The sequence below is a fragment of the Archangium sp. genome (assembly GCF_036389735.1).
Lineage (GTDB): Bacteria > Myxococcota > Myxococcia > Myxococcales > Myxococcaceae > Archangium.
In genome coordinates this window covers 1-14,799 of sequence record NZ_DASVWK010001104.1, presented here as the reverse complement: position 1 = coordinate 14,799, position 14,799 = coordinate 1, and the positions used below count along the sequence as shown (strand labels likewise).

9 protein-coding genes are annotated in these 14,799 nt (G+C 67.2%); 5 read left to right on the top strand and 4 right to left on the bottom strand.

What is annotated here, in order from left to right; genetic code table 11:
* Window positions 1-587: 587 nt before the first annotated feature.
* Entirely contained in the window at window positions 588-1,085 is a 498-nt protein-coding gene (locus VF794_RS39735) for a hypothetical protein (protein WP_331118924.1), read from the top strand.
* Window positions 1,086-1,875: 790 nt separating this feature from the next.
* Here VF794_RS39735 and VF794_RS39730 read toward each other — a convergent pair.
* Entirely contained in the window at window positions 1,876-3,531 is a 1,656-nt protein-coding gene (locus VF794_RS39730) for a hypothetical protein (protein WP_331118922.1), read from the bottom strand.
* Between the two features lie 147 nt (window positions 3,532-3,678).
* On the opposite strand from VF794_RS39730, the gene VF794_RS39725 reads away from it, so the two are divergent.
* Window positions 3,679-4,626 carry a glycoside hydrolase family 43 protein gene (locus tag VF794_RS39725; protein WP_331118920.1) on the top strand — a complete coding sequence of 316 codons (948 nt, stop codon included), beginning with the start codon at window positions 3,679-3,681 and terminating at the stop codon, window positions 4,624-4,626.
* 24 nt (window positions 4,627-4,650) lie between these two features.
* On the opposite strand, the gene VF794_RS39720 is transcribed toward VF794_RS39725, so the two are convergent.
* Window positions 4,651-6,588, bottom strand: coding sequence for a RecQ family ATP-dependent DNA helicase (locus tag VF794_RS39720; protein WP_331118918.1), 1,938 nt, complete (start codon window positions 6,586-6,588; stop codon window positions 4,651-4,653).
* A 117-nt stretch (window positions 6,589-6,705) separates the two neighbouring features.
* Here VF794_RS39720 and VF794_RS39715 point away from each other — a divergent pair, with 117 nt between their 5' ends.
* On the top strand, window positions 6,706-7,299 hold the full coding sequence (locus tag VF794_RS39715; protein ID WP_331118916.1) for an SRPBCC family protein: 594 nt from the start codon (window positions 6,706-6,708) through the stop codon (window positions 7,297-7,299).
* A gap of 77 nt (window positions 7,300-7,376) precedes the next feature.
* The gene (locus VF794_RS39710) at window positions 7,377-11,567 is read left to right on the top strand and encodes a protein kinase domain-containing protein (RefSeq protein WP_331118914.1); all 4,191 of its coding nucleotides are present in this window, start codon (window positions 7,377-7,379) and stop codon (window positions 11,565-11,567) included.
* Window positions 11,568-11,588: 21 nt separating this feature from the next.
* Here VF794_RS39710 and VF794_RS39705 read toward each other — a convergent pair whose 3' ends face one another.
* Entirely contained in the window at window positions 11,589-12,386 is a 798-nt protein-coding gene (locus VF794_RS39705) for a trypsin-like serine peptidase (protein ID WP_331118912.1), read from the bottom strand.
* Window positions 12,387-12,771: 385 nt separating this feature from the next.
* On the opposite strand from VF794_RS39705, the gene VF794_RS39700 reads away from it, so the two are divergent.
* Window positions 12,772-13,653 carry an SDR family oxidoreductase gene (locus VF794_RS39700; protein ID WP_331118910.1) on the top strand — a complete coding sequence of 294 codons (882 nt, stop codon included), beginning with the start codon at window positions 12,772-12,774 and terminating at the stop codon, window positions 13,651-13,653.
* A gap of 89 nt (window positions 13,654-13,742) precedes the next feature.
* On the opposite strand, the gene VF794_RS39695 is transcribed toward VF794_RS39700, so the two are convergent.
* A partial coding sequence (locus VF794_RS39695) for a polymer-forming cytoskeletal protein (RefSeq protein WP_331118908.1) occupies window positions 13,743-14,799 on the bottom strand: 1,057 nt, incomplete at its 5' end.

Sequence of the window (14,799 nt, the reverse complement as noted above, 5' to 3'; positions counted from 1 at the left end):
CCGAGCCCTCCCCGAGCGGCTGCTTGCCCACCCCTGGAGATTAGCGCAATGTCTCCGGCAACAGGCAGTGCTGTCAGATGCGTGCTTTTGGTGCCAAGCATTGGCAAGAATTCAAGGACAATATGCGGCAGATTGCTTTCGTGTTGGCTGTCTTTCTAACAACCATCATCCCTGCAGCAGCAAATGCAGACACGCGGTGTTACCAAGTAGTAGACCAGAGCCCTCCAATGCAGGGCCAGAGGACCAACCTAGCTCAGACGAACTGCTCTCAGACGCCAGCGAGCAGTTGCTGGAATCAGGTTGTTGCCTCGTCTCAGGGTCTGCCAAGTTATTCCCTGTGGCTTGCGGTACCCACGTCTTGGGGTTTCAATAATAATTGTCAGTTCTTTAGTTTCGAGGGGGAGGACCCTGGCGGTCCAATCGTTTGGTGGTTCTATAATGGGCTATCCTGTGGCGGTCCGTTGAATTGTAACGTAACGCCCCCCAACCCACTTCCGCCGTCCACTCTGGACTCCCCGGCTGTTCCGCTAACTGGAATTTCCACCGGAAGCACTCCGGCAACGGCCATGTTCAATGGCCGCATATACATGGCCTTCCAGGCGAATGACTACAGTCATCAACTCTTCGTCACTTCCTCTGCGGATGGCGTGAATTGGACCACGCCCGCCAGGGGCTACTCTGGTATCCGCATGGGAAGTGCCCCATCCATGGCCGTGTTCAACAACCGGCTCTACTTGGCTTTTCAAGCCGATGATTACAGTCATCAACTCTTCGTCACTTCCTCTGTGGATGGCACGAACTGGACTACGCCTGCCGTGGGTTATCCTGGTATTAGTCTTGGAAGCGCCCCATCCATGGCCGTTTTCAATGGTCGGATTTACACTGCTTTCCAGGCGAATGACTACAGTCATCAGCTATTCGTCACCTCCTCCGCAGATGGCGTGAGCTGGATTGCGCCCGCCGTGGGCTACCCTGATATCCGCATGGGAAGTGCCCCATCCATGGCCGTTTTCAATGCCCGGCTTCATGTGGCGTTCCAGTCAGATGATTCCAGTCGCACGGTGTATTTGACGAGGTCCAAGTAGTAGGTGCTTCGATGAATGGGAGCGGGGAATTCAGTTCCCCGTATCCATTCACGGGTAAGGGGACCTCATGGGAGAGAGGCCTGCGCTGGCGTGTCTCCCCAAGGGCGCTGCACGGTCTCTTTACCGGCTTGGTCCTCAGTCGGGGTGACACCGGTCAGCAGCCTTCCTCGCTCCCTCTGCACCAGCTACTCCCTTAGAACTCCTAACAAAACCGCCGAAGTTACGAGGACGCCCGAGGGCGTGGGTTCTGAAGGTTCAGTTTTGTTAGGGGCTCCAAGCCCAGCGCTCACCACAAGGCCCGCTTCCGGCGGTGGCCCCGTCCGTCCTGGGTGGCACCACAAGCCCCGACGCTCGCCACGAGGCGCCAGCATCACGAGGCCCCGCGTCCGGTCCGTCAGGACGCACCACGAGGCCCCAGCGATCAGTTCCCGTCGACGTGTCCGACGCGCCCGCCTGGCCGCTCACCACGAGGCCTCTAGCACTTACAGAGAGGCCCGTCGCGTCGACTTGGCCAGCTTGGACGCTCACCACGAGCCCCAGCACTTACCACGTCCACCATGTTGCACGTATGTCGCAGGAGCCTGCGGAATGGGCTGGCCCAGGACGGGACGACACGGGACGCGGCGGGGTAATGACTCCAAGCCATTCCGGGCGGTTACGAGGTAAGGGCGCGATTCTGCTAGAGGTTTCGCACCGCCCGGTGCGGGTTCGATTCCCGCCGCCTCCATCAATCCGTCGGCGTCATGTTCGCCACGCCTCGAGGAGCAGGCCTTGGCGTGCCACGTGCGTCCTAGAAGTTGGTGTTGCTGATGACCCGTCCCTGCTGCGGCAGCTCCTCGGCGCGAGGGCCCTTGTAGCGCAGGACGTAGAGCCCGTTGTTCTCATCGGAGACGTAGATGAGGCCGTTGTAGAGGATGGGGTGGGACCATACCCATACGTCCTGGCTGTTGCGGACCAGCTCCACGATATTCGGGACGGGCTTGGGCACGTAGACGCCCACTTCCATTGGCAGCACCGGGTTGGAGATGTCCCAGGCGCGCAGGCCCGCGGAGTACCAGGAGATGAAGAACAGGTTGGGGAAGACGAGCTGCTGGTGCGGGGAGAACTCGCGCAGGAGCGCCGGATCGCCCGGGCCCCCGGGAAAGCAGTTGGCCTCCAGGTTCTCGGGAACCATGTAGCGCGAGATCGCCTGCGGGAAGCGCTCGACCGTGATGTCCAGGATGTGGCCCCAGCTCCAGGGGCAGGTGTCCACGCCGTTGCGCTCACCGGAGACGAGGAGGTAGGGCCGGCCCGGGACGGGGTACACGGAGTGCTCGGTCCACGCATTGGGGGGGGTGAAGTCCACCCGAGCGCCTGGATCCGGGTTGACCTTGCGCAGGCAGAGGTTGAGATCCGTGTTGGTCGTCGCGTCGGCGGTGACGGTGTGAGGAGTACACGGCAGGCCCTGGGTCAGGCGCGAGCTGTCCAGGATGTAGTAGCCCGCGTGGATGTTGGCCACGTACGTCCGCGTCCCGTCCTGGGACACGGACATGGAGTGGACGTTGTTGCGCTGCGTGGCGGGCCGCTCCGCGTTGAAGACGAAGTGGTCATCCCGGTAGGCGCCCGGGTCGATGGGTTCCGTACGGGGCACCGCCGGGAAGAGCGTGAAGGTTGCCACCGGGTCGGGGCTGATGGGGCCGTTGGGCGGGTCACGCAGCTCGAACACCCGAAGTGAGGGCTCCCTCACATTGCCCAGGTGGATGGCGGAGAAGAGCAGGAAGCGCCCCGAGTTGCGTGGATCCCGCCACAGGAAGAACTCATGCGGCCGATCGATCCCCAGGGGGAGCGTCTGCTTGAGAACCGGCTTGCGACAGTCGGTGATGTCATAGACCTGGTAGTTGTTCACCTCACCGCTGTCGGGCCCCGTCTCCCGGAAGTTCATGACGATGAGGGTGTTCAGGTCGGGGATGGTCCGGAGCTCGCGGGAGGTGGCGTTGAGGATGGTGGGCAGGGCTCCCACCACCTCGGGCTTGCTCGGCTCGCGGATGTCCACGATGAGGATTTCCGGAGGCAGCGCGGGTGTGCCGAAGTCCGAGCCCGTTCCCGGCCGGCGCCCGATACGGCTGCCGACATAGAGACAGTCACCGGAGATGTCGATGGGGCCGTTGCGGCCTCGCGGCCGGGTATCTCCAGGATTGGGCAAGGGGTTGTAGCCGACGAGCTCGAAGTTCTCGACCTGGGGCAACTTGTCGAGCGGATCGCGGAGCGCTCCGATGATGGGGCGTGGCGCCTTCTTGAAAGGGGTGTCGACGATCTGCCGGACGGGCTGGGGCGAGGGCTCCGGAGCCGGGCTGTCCGGAGGCGGGGTGTCCTTGCACCCGACGAGCAGGGAGAGCAGCGTGACCAGCGCGAAGCTGCAGTAGGGGGACACACCTCGGCTGGAGATGGCGGCGGTGGCTCTCGGCATGTGGGCTCCTTGCGCTCCGTGACGACACAGGGGAAGGCGCAAGGTACGGAGGTCCCCGACCCCGGGCGATGCGACCCGGAGCGGGGTTGACTGCCAGGTGGGCGATGCTTCCTCAACCCGAGCCACTCATGTTGTAGTCATTCCGTCATGACTATTCGCTACTGCAATCCGGTGCACGACGCCTACTTCGCGGATCCCTTCGTCCTGCGGGTCGAGGGGGGCTATGTCGCCTATGGCACCGGCCGGGTGGTCGATGGGCACGCTTTCGAAGTGCTCACCTCCACCGATCTCGTCACCTGGCGCAGCGTGGGGGGAGCCCTCAAGTTGCTGCCCCCGGAGCTCGGAGGCGACTACTGGGCGCCGGAAGTCGCCGAGGCTCACGGGAAATGGTGGATGTACTACTCCGTGGGGCATGGGGACGTCGGCCACCATCTTCGGGTCGCGGTCGCCGACCAGCCGACCGGCCCGTTCATCGATCAGGGCATCAACCTCACCCCGGATGAGCGCTTCGCCATCGACGCGAGCCCGTTCCGGGACGAGGACGGTACCTGGTACCTCTTCCACGCCCGGGACGTGCTCGAGGGAGACCGGGTGGGCACCATGCTCGCCGTCAACGTGCTGGACGACATGACCCGGCTGCGCGGGCCGAGCCGCACCATCCTGCGCCCCAGTGGCGACTGGCAGGTGTTCCTGCGCCAGCGGAAGATGTACGGGCAGGTCTACGACTGGCACACGCTGGAAGGCCCCTTCGTCCGCCGATACGAGGGCCGCTACTACTGCTTCTACTCCGGCGGTTCATGGTTGGAGGCCACGTACGGCGTCGCCTACGCCGTGGCCGATCACCCGCTCGGGCCCTGGGTCGAGCCGACCGGCATTCCTCCGTTGCTGAAAACCGTGCCGGACAGGGTGATCGGCCCCGGGCACAACTCCGTGGTCGCCGGCCCTGACGGGCAGGACGTCATCGTCTACCACGCGTGGGATCCGGCGCGGACGGCTCGCCGGATGTGCATCGATCCCATCCAGTGGGGGAAGGACGGTCCCCGAGTGCTCGGCCCGTCCTTCACGCCGACACACTTCCCCCGCGCTGGCGAATGACCCGCGCGAGGCCCGCGACTGGGGCTACACGCGGGTCGCCTCGCCTTCCACGAAGGTGAGCACCTGCTTGAAGGGCACATCCGACAGCAGGCCGAACAGCTTGTGTCTGGTGAGTCTGGCGCGGGTGGCGCTCGGCGAGTTGATGCCGCAGAGGAACCGCGCCACCTGCCGGGAAGAGGCGAGGGCCTCGTGGCGCTCGGCTCGCAACTGGTTCAGCTTCGCGACCTCGCTGGCTCCCGGCGGTCTGACGGCCGGGGGCGGCAGCTTGCCGGGGCGCTCGCCCGCGCACCAGTCGCAGTGGCCGCAGTCGGCGTCCAGGTCCTCGCCGAAGTAGGTCAGCAGGAAGCGGGTGCGGCAGCCTTCGTGGTCGGCGAGGTCCAGCACCTGCCGCATCCGCCGCACGTCCCGGCTCTCCCGCTCGCTGAACCGCCCCACCATCGTCTGGGTGAGCCCGGCGACGTCGAAGTCGCTCCGCTTCAGGCGATAGCCCTGGCGCACGCCCGTGACCTGGAGCTTCAGGGCCTCCTGCTCCTCCAGGTAGTTGAGGGCGGTGATGAGGCGCTGGCGCGGCTCGCCAATCTTCCCGGAGATGTCGTCGAGCTTCAGCCGCGACCAGGTCTTCATGGGCTCGGCGTGGGCGAACACGCGTCGCAGGAAGTCGGCACGCGGGGCGTCGAAGCCGGCGAAGACCTCCTCGAGCGGCTTCAGGGCCTGAAACTTGTACTCCGTATAGAAGGGGCCGGTGGATTCGAGCAGACCGTCCAGCTCGAGATAGGTCAGCAGCGTCTCGATGACCAGCGGACGGACGTCGTGGGCCCCGGAGAGCTCGTGGATGGAGACGTCGAACGTCTCGCCCTGGCCGAGCACGTGCCGCAGCACGCCGGCCACCGCCTCGGGCGTGGGCGTGTCGCCGTAGGTGAAGTTCTCCAGCACCGTCACGTCTTCCATGGCCGCCAGCAGCTCGCAGGTGGAGGGCTTGCCGTCACGGCCCGCGCGGCCGATTTCCTGGGCGTAGTTCTCCAGGCTCTTGGGCAGGTTGCAGTGATAAACCGACCGGATGTCGCTCTTGTCGATCCCCATGCCGAAGGCGATCGTGGCGACCACCACCGCGTCGGACGAGCCCATGAACCAGTCCTGCACCTGGTGCCGCACCTCGGGCTCCATGCCGGCGTGGTAGGCCTTGGCGGAGAAGCCGCTGTCGGAGAGGAAGTCGGCCGTCTCCTCCGCGGTGCGCTGGAGCGTGACGTAGACGATCGTCGGCCCCCGCGGGCGGGAGCGGAGGCGCGACAGCAACAGTTGCCGGCGCTCGTCGCCACCGTGGGTGGGCGTGACGTGCAACGAGAGGTTGGGCCGATGGAACCCCGTCTGGATGACATCCCCGGCCGCGATGTCGAACGCGGCGGCGATGTCCCGGGCGACCGAGGGCGTGGCGGTCGCCGTCAGCGCCAGCACCCGCTCCACCCCCAGCGTCCTGGCGAGCGAGGCGAGCTTCATGTAGTCGGGCCGGAAGTTGTGACCCCACTCGCTGATGCAATGGGCCTCGTCCACCGCGAGCATCGCGATGCGCAGGCGGCGGAGCGTCTGGAGGAACCGCTCGTTCGCCAGCCGCTCCGGCGCGATGTAGAGCAGCTTGAGCGTCCCGGACCTCAAGTCGGAGTAGAGCTGGCGGATCTCCTCCGGTCCGAGCGTCGAGTCGAGCCGGGCGGCGGCGATGCCACGGCTGGTGAGGAAGTCGATCTGATCCTTCATCAGCGCGATCAGTGGTGAGATGACCAGCGTGACGCCCTCCAGTATCAGCGCGGGGAGCTGGTAGCAGAGGCTCTTGCCAGCTCCGGTGGGGAAGATCGCGAGCACGGACCTGGAGTCCAACAGCCGCGAGACAACGGCCTCCTGCCCCTCGCGAAAGCCGGGGAAGCCGAAGACGGAGCGGAGCACGTGGGGGGCGGATTGCATCGCGGCCATGGCCGGCACTGTCTCACGGCATGGGAGCGCCCGGTGGGCCGTCAGGACAGCCGACAGCCTGGGTGTGCTTTCGCTCACAAACCCGGGGACCTCCGTCTTCCTGATGGAGGTGTCCCCATGATTCATGCACCTGCACTCATCCATCATCCGTCCAGACTGACGTGGCCGCCTCTCCTCTTCGGGCTCACTCCCACCACTCCGTCCTTCGCCCGGGAAGCCCGGTACAAGCTCGACCACCGTGCATGGATCCCAGCTCCACCCGAACAGGTCTACGACGAGTTCTCGACCTGTACCCATGGCGGTGAGTGGGTCGATCAATTCGTGCGCATCGACATGCTCACGCCGGAGGCGCCGCCTGCTCAGCGCATCTACGACGAGTCCTTCACCTTCATGACGGTGAGGGTCCGCACGCTCGAGGCGGAACGCGGGCGGTGCTGGTTCGCCTCGCTCGATCGATGCACCCTACCGATCGCCAGGCAGGTCCTACAGGAAGCCACCTTCGAGCCGGCCAAGGGGGGCACGAGTTTCCGCTGGCGTGTCTATTACACCCCCTCCTGGGTGGTGCGTCCCTTCCTCGGCCGCATGCAGCGCCTCTTCGACCAGTTGTTCCTCCAGAGCACGGAGCAACTCGCGGCCTTCTTCCGCGACAGACAGCGTGGGGCAGGGGGCCGGAAAGGCGGTCCTTTCCAAGAAGCACCCGCGGCACCCTGACAGCGCATCACCCGGTCAGCGGGATCGGTTCTGTCATTGTCGACGAGGGTCATCATCGTTACGCGTGGGGGAGCACCATGAATCAACGCGATGGCGACGATAGCGGGCCCAGGACTGATTCCGATTACGGCGATTCCTTCCTGCGTGAGGTGAGCGAATTCTCCCCGCTACCCGTCGCTCCCCAGCCAGGAGAGCGGCTCGGCGGGAGGGATGGCCGCCGCTTCGAGATCCTCGGGAAGCTCGGCAGGGGAGGCATGGGACAGGTCGTCCAGGCCCGAGACGAGGTGCTCCAGCGCATCGTCGCCCTCAAGTTCATCTCTCCGGGTCGGGAGTTCTCCCAGGAGTCGCTGGACAGGCTCCTCCAGGAGGAAGCTCGGCTGGTCGCCCAGCTCGATCACGAGAACATCGTCCGCATCTTCGATGTCTCCGAATGGAAGGGGGCTCCCTTCCTCATCATGGAGAGTCTGTCCGGGCAATCGCTCGACACGATCTTGCTGCACGGCTCCCTGGAGCTGCCACGCGCCCTGCACATCATGGGCGACGTCACGGCCGGGCTGGCGCATGCCCACTCGCGTCACATCATCCACAGGGACCTCAAGCCCAGCAACGTGTTCATCCTCCCGGACGGGCGGGCGAAGCTGCTCGACTTCGGCCTGGCCCGGTTCGACTCCTCGCGCGAGCGGCCCCGAGGGGGAACGCCCGCCTTCATGGCCCCGGAGCAGTGGTGGGGGCAGCCCCAGGATCTGCGCACCGACATCTGGGCGGCGGGAGTGATGCTGTACCTGATGCTCACCGGGGATGTGCCCTATGACGCCCGTGACTGGCAGGTGCTGCGCGAACGGGTGCTCTCGGCCGAGCCGGTGCCGCCCATGCGCACGCGCCGTCCGGACCTGCCCGAGCTGGTGGATCGGTTCCTCACCCGGGCGTTGGCCAAGGCGCCCGCCCGGCGCTTCCAGAGCGCGCTGGAGATGCGCGAGCGGCTGCGGGTGCTGGAGTGGCGCCTGGCTCCTTCCTCCGATGCGCCGCCCACGCAATTCATCCCCCACCGCCGGCAGGTGTCGCTGGTGTGTTGCCGGCTCTCGGGGCACCTGGAGTCCTTCGACTCCGAGGACGTGAGCGAGTGGCAGGCGACCTTCCATCAGGTCTGCTCGCGCATCATCGAGCGACATGGGGGGTGGGTGGCGATGCGCATGGGCGACGAGGTGCTGGGGTGCTTCGGCTATCCGCTGGCCCGGGAAGATGACGTCCTGTGCGCGGTGCGGACGGCGCTCGCCTTGACGCGGGTGGGGGAGGAGTTGCCGCGGGCGGAGCAGGCCGGGCTCGCGGTGCACGTGGGCGTGCACACGGACATGGTGGTGCTGGACGTGTTCGATCCCTCCGGGGTGAAGGGGCACTCGCCTTCCATCCAGGGCGAGGCGCCTCACGTGGCGAGGTGGCTGGCGAGGCAGGCGGCCGCCCAGACGGCGAACTTGAGCGAGAACACGTGTCAGGGAGCGCGGGGGAACTTCGTGACGACGCCGCTGGGCCAGCAGGCTCCCTATTCCTCGGTGGGGGTAACGCGGATGGGTGTCTACCGGGTGGTGGGCGAGAGGCTGGAGACCACCCGCTTCGGGCGGGCGCGGACCCGGGGCCTGACCCCGCTGGTGGCCCGAACCGATGAGCTGCGCCAGCTCATCGCCCGTTGGGAGGGCGCTCGCCGGGGACAGGGAGCGGTGGTGGTGCTCAGCGGTGAGGCGGGCATTGGCAAGTCCCGGCTCATCCAGGAGCTGTGCGAGCACGTCTCCCGGGAGGGGGAGCGCTGTGTGTCCAGCCAGTGCTGGCCGCAGCTCAGCCGCAGCGCCTTCCACCCGGTGCTGGAGTGGATGGTGCAATTGTTCGGGTTGGATCCGGAGGCCCCACCCGCGCACAGGTGGGCATGCCTGGAGGAGGTGTTGAAGACACTCGACATGCCCCTCCCGGAGAGCCTGCTGTTGCTCGGGCAGCTGCTGTGCCTTCCCCCGCGCGAGGAGCTGCCGCCCCTGGTGCTGTCGCCCGAGCAGCAGCGGGAGCGCACCCTGGAGACACTCGCCACCGTCCTGCTGCGGCTGCCCGCGAGGTTCTCGGGAAGGGGAGGCTCGGGCTCGCTGCTCCTCGTCCTGGAGGATCTGCACTGGGCCGACCCGTCCACCCTGCAACTCCTCACCCTCCTTCAGGAGCGCATCGAGCTGGCGGGGATGTTCCTGCTGTTGAGCACGCGCCCCCAATTGCGGCTCCCCTGGCGGCGCCACCCTGGCATCCACCGGCTCGTGCTCGACCGGCTCGCGGCGGAGGACACCGCCGAGATGGTTCGGCGGCTCACCCAGAACAGCCCTGACCTGCCCCGGGAGACGCTCAAGTTCCTGGTGCGGCGGACGGAGGGCATTCCCCTCTTCGTCGAGGAGCTGACCCACATGGTGCTCACCCGGGCCGCTCCTGGTGACGAGGCGCCCACGGTGGGTGCGCTTCCCGTCACCTTGCAGGAACTGCTCCTGGCCCGGTTGGACCTCCTCCCCGAGGAGCAGAAGGAGCTGGCCTGGAAGGGCGCCGTGATTGGCCGGAACTTCACCCAGGGACAACTGGCCGCTCTCTCGGAGCGCGATGTCACCACTTTGGGGAGGGACCTGGCGGAGCTGGTCGAGGAGGGGCTGCTCCTGTGCAAGGGGGAGGACCCGGAGCCGCGTTATGAGTTCAAGCATGCCCTCATCCAGGAGGCGGCCTACGAGTCCCTGCTGAAGCCCCGCAGGCGGCAGTACCACCATCGGTTCGCCTCGCTCCTGGAGCACCCGGTGGAGGGAGCCGTCGCGGCACCGCCCGAGTTGATCGCCTACCACTACACCCAGGCGGGGGAGTTGGAACCGGCCATCCGGTACTGGGCCCAGGCTGGAGAGCTGGCCCTTCAGCGCTCGGCCTTCGAGGAGTCCGTGGCCCACCTGAAGCAGGCGCTCACGCTATTCAGGCGCCTGCCACGAGCGGCCCGGCGGGTCGAGGAGGAACTGCGGCTGCTCGTGCTCCTCGGCCAGGCGCTGATCACCACCCGGAGCTACTCGGCGCCCGAGGTGGAGCAGATCTACGCCCGCATCCCGGAGCTGTTCCAGGACGTGAGGGACATCCCCGTGCTCCTCGCCGCCTGCGGTGGGCTCTTCGTCAAGAACATGATGCGGTTGGACTTCACGCTGGCGCTCGCGCTCTCGGAGCAGCTCGTCTCCCTGGGCCAGCGAGCCGGGGTGCCGCAACTCCAGGTGGTGGGCCGGTTGATGGGAGGCATGAGCCAGCTCTTGAAAGGAGAGGTGGTAGAGGCGCAGGCGTTGTTCCACGAGGCCGTGGCCCAGGGCTCCCTGGAAGAGGTGCCGGAGCCACAGTCCCTCGGCCTGCTCGAGCCCGAGCCGTTGGCGATGGCCCTGGCCTTCGAGGCGGTGTGCTGCATCATCCGCTGTGAGCAGCAGCGGGGGCTGCGACTCATCGAGCTGGCCGTGCGACGTGCCGAGCGGCTGGGCCATCCCTACACATCTCTGCTGGTGTACGAGGCGACCGCCCTGCTGCACTGGGTCCGGTTCGATGTCCAGCGGATGCTGGAGGCGGCCGACAAGGCCCTCGTCATCTTCGAACAGGGACTGTTCCCGACGTGGGAGGGGTGGGCTCCCGCCCTGCGTGGGTGGGCACTGCTGGTGCTCGGCCGGCAGCAGGAGGGCTACGGCATGGTGCTGCGGGATCTCGAGCGCATGCGGCAGGCCGGAGCGGAGGTGGGCTGGACGTTCTTCTTCTGTCTGCTCGCGCATGCGCGCTTGAGGATGGGGCTCATCTCCGAGGGGTTGGCCGCGGTGAAGGAGGGGTTGGCCTGGGGCGTGCGGGCGGGAGAGCACCTGGAGGATCCCGAGATGCGCCGGGTGCGTGGCGAGCTGCTGCTCCGCAACGGTGAAGCCGCCAAGGCGCTGGTCGAGTTCCAGGAGGCGATCGAGATCGCCCGGCGGTCCGGGGCGCGCTGCATCGAGGTGCGGGCCGCCTTGAGCCTGTGCCATCTGCTTCAAGAGCAGGGGCGGAGTCGGGAGGCCCAGCGGTTGTTGGTGGAGGTGTTCGAGTCCCTGCCTTCCGAGCTCGACTCCTCGGAGATCCGGGTCGCCCGGGTATTGCTCCGGGAACTCCAGGTGGAGCGCGCCGAGGAGTTGGAGGTGGAGCGAATCCTCTCGGCGGCTCCCTGGGATGCCGGTCACATCCCGAGGGAAGCGCCTCCGAGCGTCTTGGAGCCGCTCTGAGGCGCGTACCCCGTTTCTGGACTACAGGCCGATCTCCGCGAGGCGCGCCTTGATGGCCGAGGCCTCGACGCCCGTGTTGTAGGCGGTGCTGCTGTAGTTGGAGCCCACGCCCACGTGGTGCAGGCCGATCACGAGGTGCGCGTAGGTGCTGCCCGCGCCGCCCAGCACCGGCGAGCCCGAGGAGCCGCCCAGCGTGTCCGCGTTGTAGGACAGCTCGTTGCTGCTCCAGTTGGTGTTGAGCACCGAGCCCGGTGAGTACTTCTTCGTCGGCACGCAGCTCGGGGTGGCGTTGTAGTCGCAGTTCTGGTGGACGACGTACATCGCGGAGCTGTTGGCCGCGTTGCCGCTGGCCACCGTCAGCTTGCCGTACACCTGACCGGGGTAGTAGCCGTTGAGCGGCTTGCAGGTGAGGACCGTCATGTCCTCGGCCGACCAGGTGCGCACGAAGGTGGAGCAGTCGTACCAGATGCGGCTGGTGGAGGCGACGCCGTCCTCGTAGTTGAAGGACACCTTGGCGCCCACCGCGTCCGCGCTGCTGCCGATGCAGTGGTTGTTGGTGACGACCTTGTCGGTGCCCACGAGCCACGCGGTGCAGCGGCTGCCCACGGCGGGAATCGACAGGTAGCCCACCGCCTTGGACCGGGTGCGCTCGGTGCTGGTGGAGCTCAGCGAGGTGACGCTGCTCCAGTTCACCGAGCCCACGATGACGTTGGACTCCGTGGAGCCCAGCTCCGCATTCGGAACGTCCTGGGGCAGCTCGGCGACACCACAGCCCGTCAGACCAACCACCAGGAACGCACGAACAATCTTCAGGTTCATAAAAGGGGGCTTTCTCCTCGCGCGGGAGTGCACGAGCGCCTTCCCTAGAGGCACGGGCCGTGCCAGCAGTGCGCGGCTTCGTCCTCCCTCGGAAGCGGGCCCCGCCTCGCACCCGGAGTGGAGCATGCATGCTCCTGTTCCTGGAGTGCAGGTGTAAACGGATTGCACAGTTTCGGCGCAAAGCCGAGTCAGTGCCGGACCTTACGGGCGCGGAACGGATGTCCGCAATCAGAACATCTGGATTCCTGGGGTTCGTAGTGAAACAGGACGGTCTGGATTTCCTGGACGGTGAGCCGGGTGGCCCGGAGGGCTTTCGGCCCGGCGCGTCATGTGGGGGAGGGGGCAGGTGGCTACTTTTCCCTTTCGTCGAAACAAGGAGGAGCTCATGCGTCCACCCATCGATTCCGGCACGATCCTCATCACGGGGGCCTCGTCGGGTATCGGCAGGGAGCTCGCCCGGCAGCTAGCCCGGAGGGCCCGGACGCTGGTGCTGGTGGCCCGCCGGTTGGAGCGGCTGGAGGCGCTGCGTGACGAGCTGCTCGTGCTCAACCCCACCCTGGGCGTGGTGGTGGAGCAGTGCGACCTGGCCAACCCGGACGCCGTGGACACGCTGCTGGAGTCGCTGCACAGGCACCTGGTGCGCGTGGACGTGCTGGTGAACAACGCCGGCCTGGGCGACTACAGCCTCTATGAGCAGGAAAGCTGGTCGCGCATCCACCAGATGCTCCAGGTGAACGTGACGGCGCCCGTGCTGCTCACCCACCGGCTGCTGCGGCACATGGTGGAGCGCAGGCACGGCGGCATCCTCAACATCAGCTCCGGAGGGGCACGGGTGTTCCTCCCAGGGCTGGCCGTCTACGCGGGCACCAAGCGCTTCCTCGACGGGTTCACCGAGTCGCTCCGGCTGGAGGTGCTCGGCTCGGGGGTGGTGGTGACTCAGGTGGCGCCCGGGCCCGTGGAGACCGAGTTCAGCGAGGTGGCTGGCACGGAGGATCTCGAAGGCCAGACGCCCTCGTGGCTGCGCATTTCCGCCGCCCAGTGCGCCCGCGAGGCCCTCGAGGGGTTCGAGCGCGCCGCGGCCCTCGTGTACCCGGGCCTGGCCTACCGGTGGATGATGCGGTTGGGCTCGTTGGTGCCTCGCCCGGTGATGCGGGTCGCCGGGTTCGTGGCGGCCCGGAAGCTGTACCGTGGCACCTCGTTGCTGGAGCCCGCGCATCCGGACATGGGCGAGCGGATGTTGCTCGCGGGTGGGCCCGAGGGGGCTTGAAAAAAACACCGGGGGGCGACCCGACGCGCCCCCCAGCGCCTCGTGCCGCCCCCCGGTGGGGTGCTTGCTTCAGGTGAGACGACCGTCGCTCAGCCCGGCACCCGCTCGGAGAAGATGGGCTCCGGCATGCCCCGCTGGCGGTGTCCGAACCGGGTGCGGATGACCGCGCCGAAGGCCACCAGCGTCGCCATCGTCAGCACCAGCGGGCCCAGCACCGGGATGTGGCCCACCGCCAGGAGGATCAGCAGCCCCAGGGCCAGCACCATCGCCTGCGTCTTGCGGCCGCGCAGCACCGGCAGTCTCGCGCCAATCTCGCCCGCCACCGCCGCGAAGCCCAACGCCGTCGTCAGGAAGGCCACCACCCACAGGGCCAGCATCACCGGGATGCCGATCAGCGTCACCGTCAGCACCACCGTGATGGGCAGCATCGCCAGCGCCCCCAGCAGCCCCACCAGCCCGTTCTTCACCGGCTGCAGCTTGATCTCCGAACCCAGCTCCTTCATCCGCCCCGGGAAGAAGAGCTGTCCCAGGAAGCCCGTCCCGAAGAGCATGGCGAACCACACCAGGAAGGCCGCGAACCCGCTGCCATGGCGCTCCTCGTCCTTCTCCTCGTCGCGCTCGGCGCGGGCGGCGTTCCGCGTCTGCTCCCTGATGTCCCGGAGGTTCTCCTTGAGCTCCCCGGCCACCATGCGGCCGATGTGGGCGCCGCCGAAGGACTCGATGCTGCCCTCCACCTGCGCGCCGTCCTGCTTGAGGACGCTGCCGCCGAAGGACGACACGTCTCCGTCCACCACCGCGCCCGGGCCGAGCACGACGTTGCCGCCGAAGGCGTGCGCGTCACCCTCCACGTGGCCGGTGATCTCCAGGTTGCCGCCGAAGACGACCGCGTCGTCGTCCACGTGCCCCTTCACCGTCAGGTTGCCGCCGTAGACGACGGCGCTGTCCACCGACTCGCCCTCCTTGACCTCCAGGGAGCGGCCGCGGGCCACCAGGTCACTCGCGCCGCTGCGGGAGCGCCGCGCCTCCTTCATCTTCTCGCGCATGCGCTCCTTCACCTCGTCCGCGTCCAGCTCGTTCTGGGGAACGGGAGGCATGGGCGGAGGAGCCACGGCCGGAACGGGAGGCACCGGAGGCACGGGCGCCACC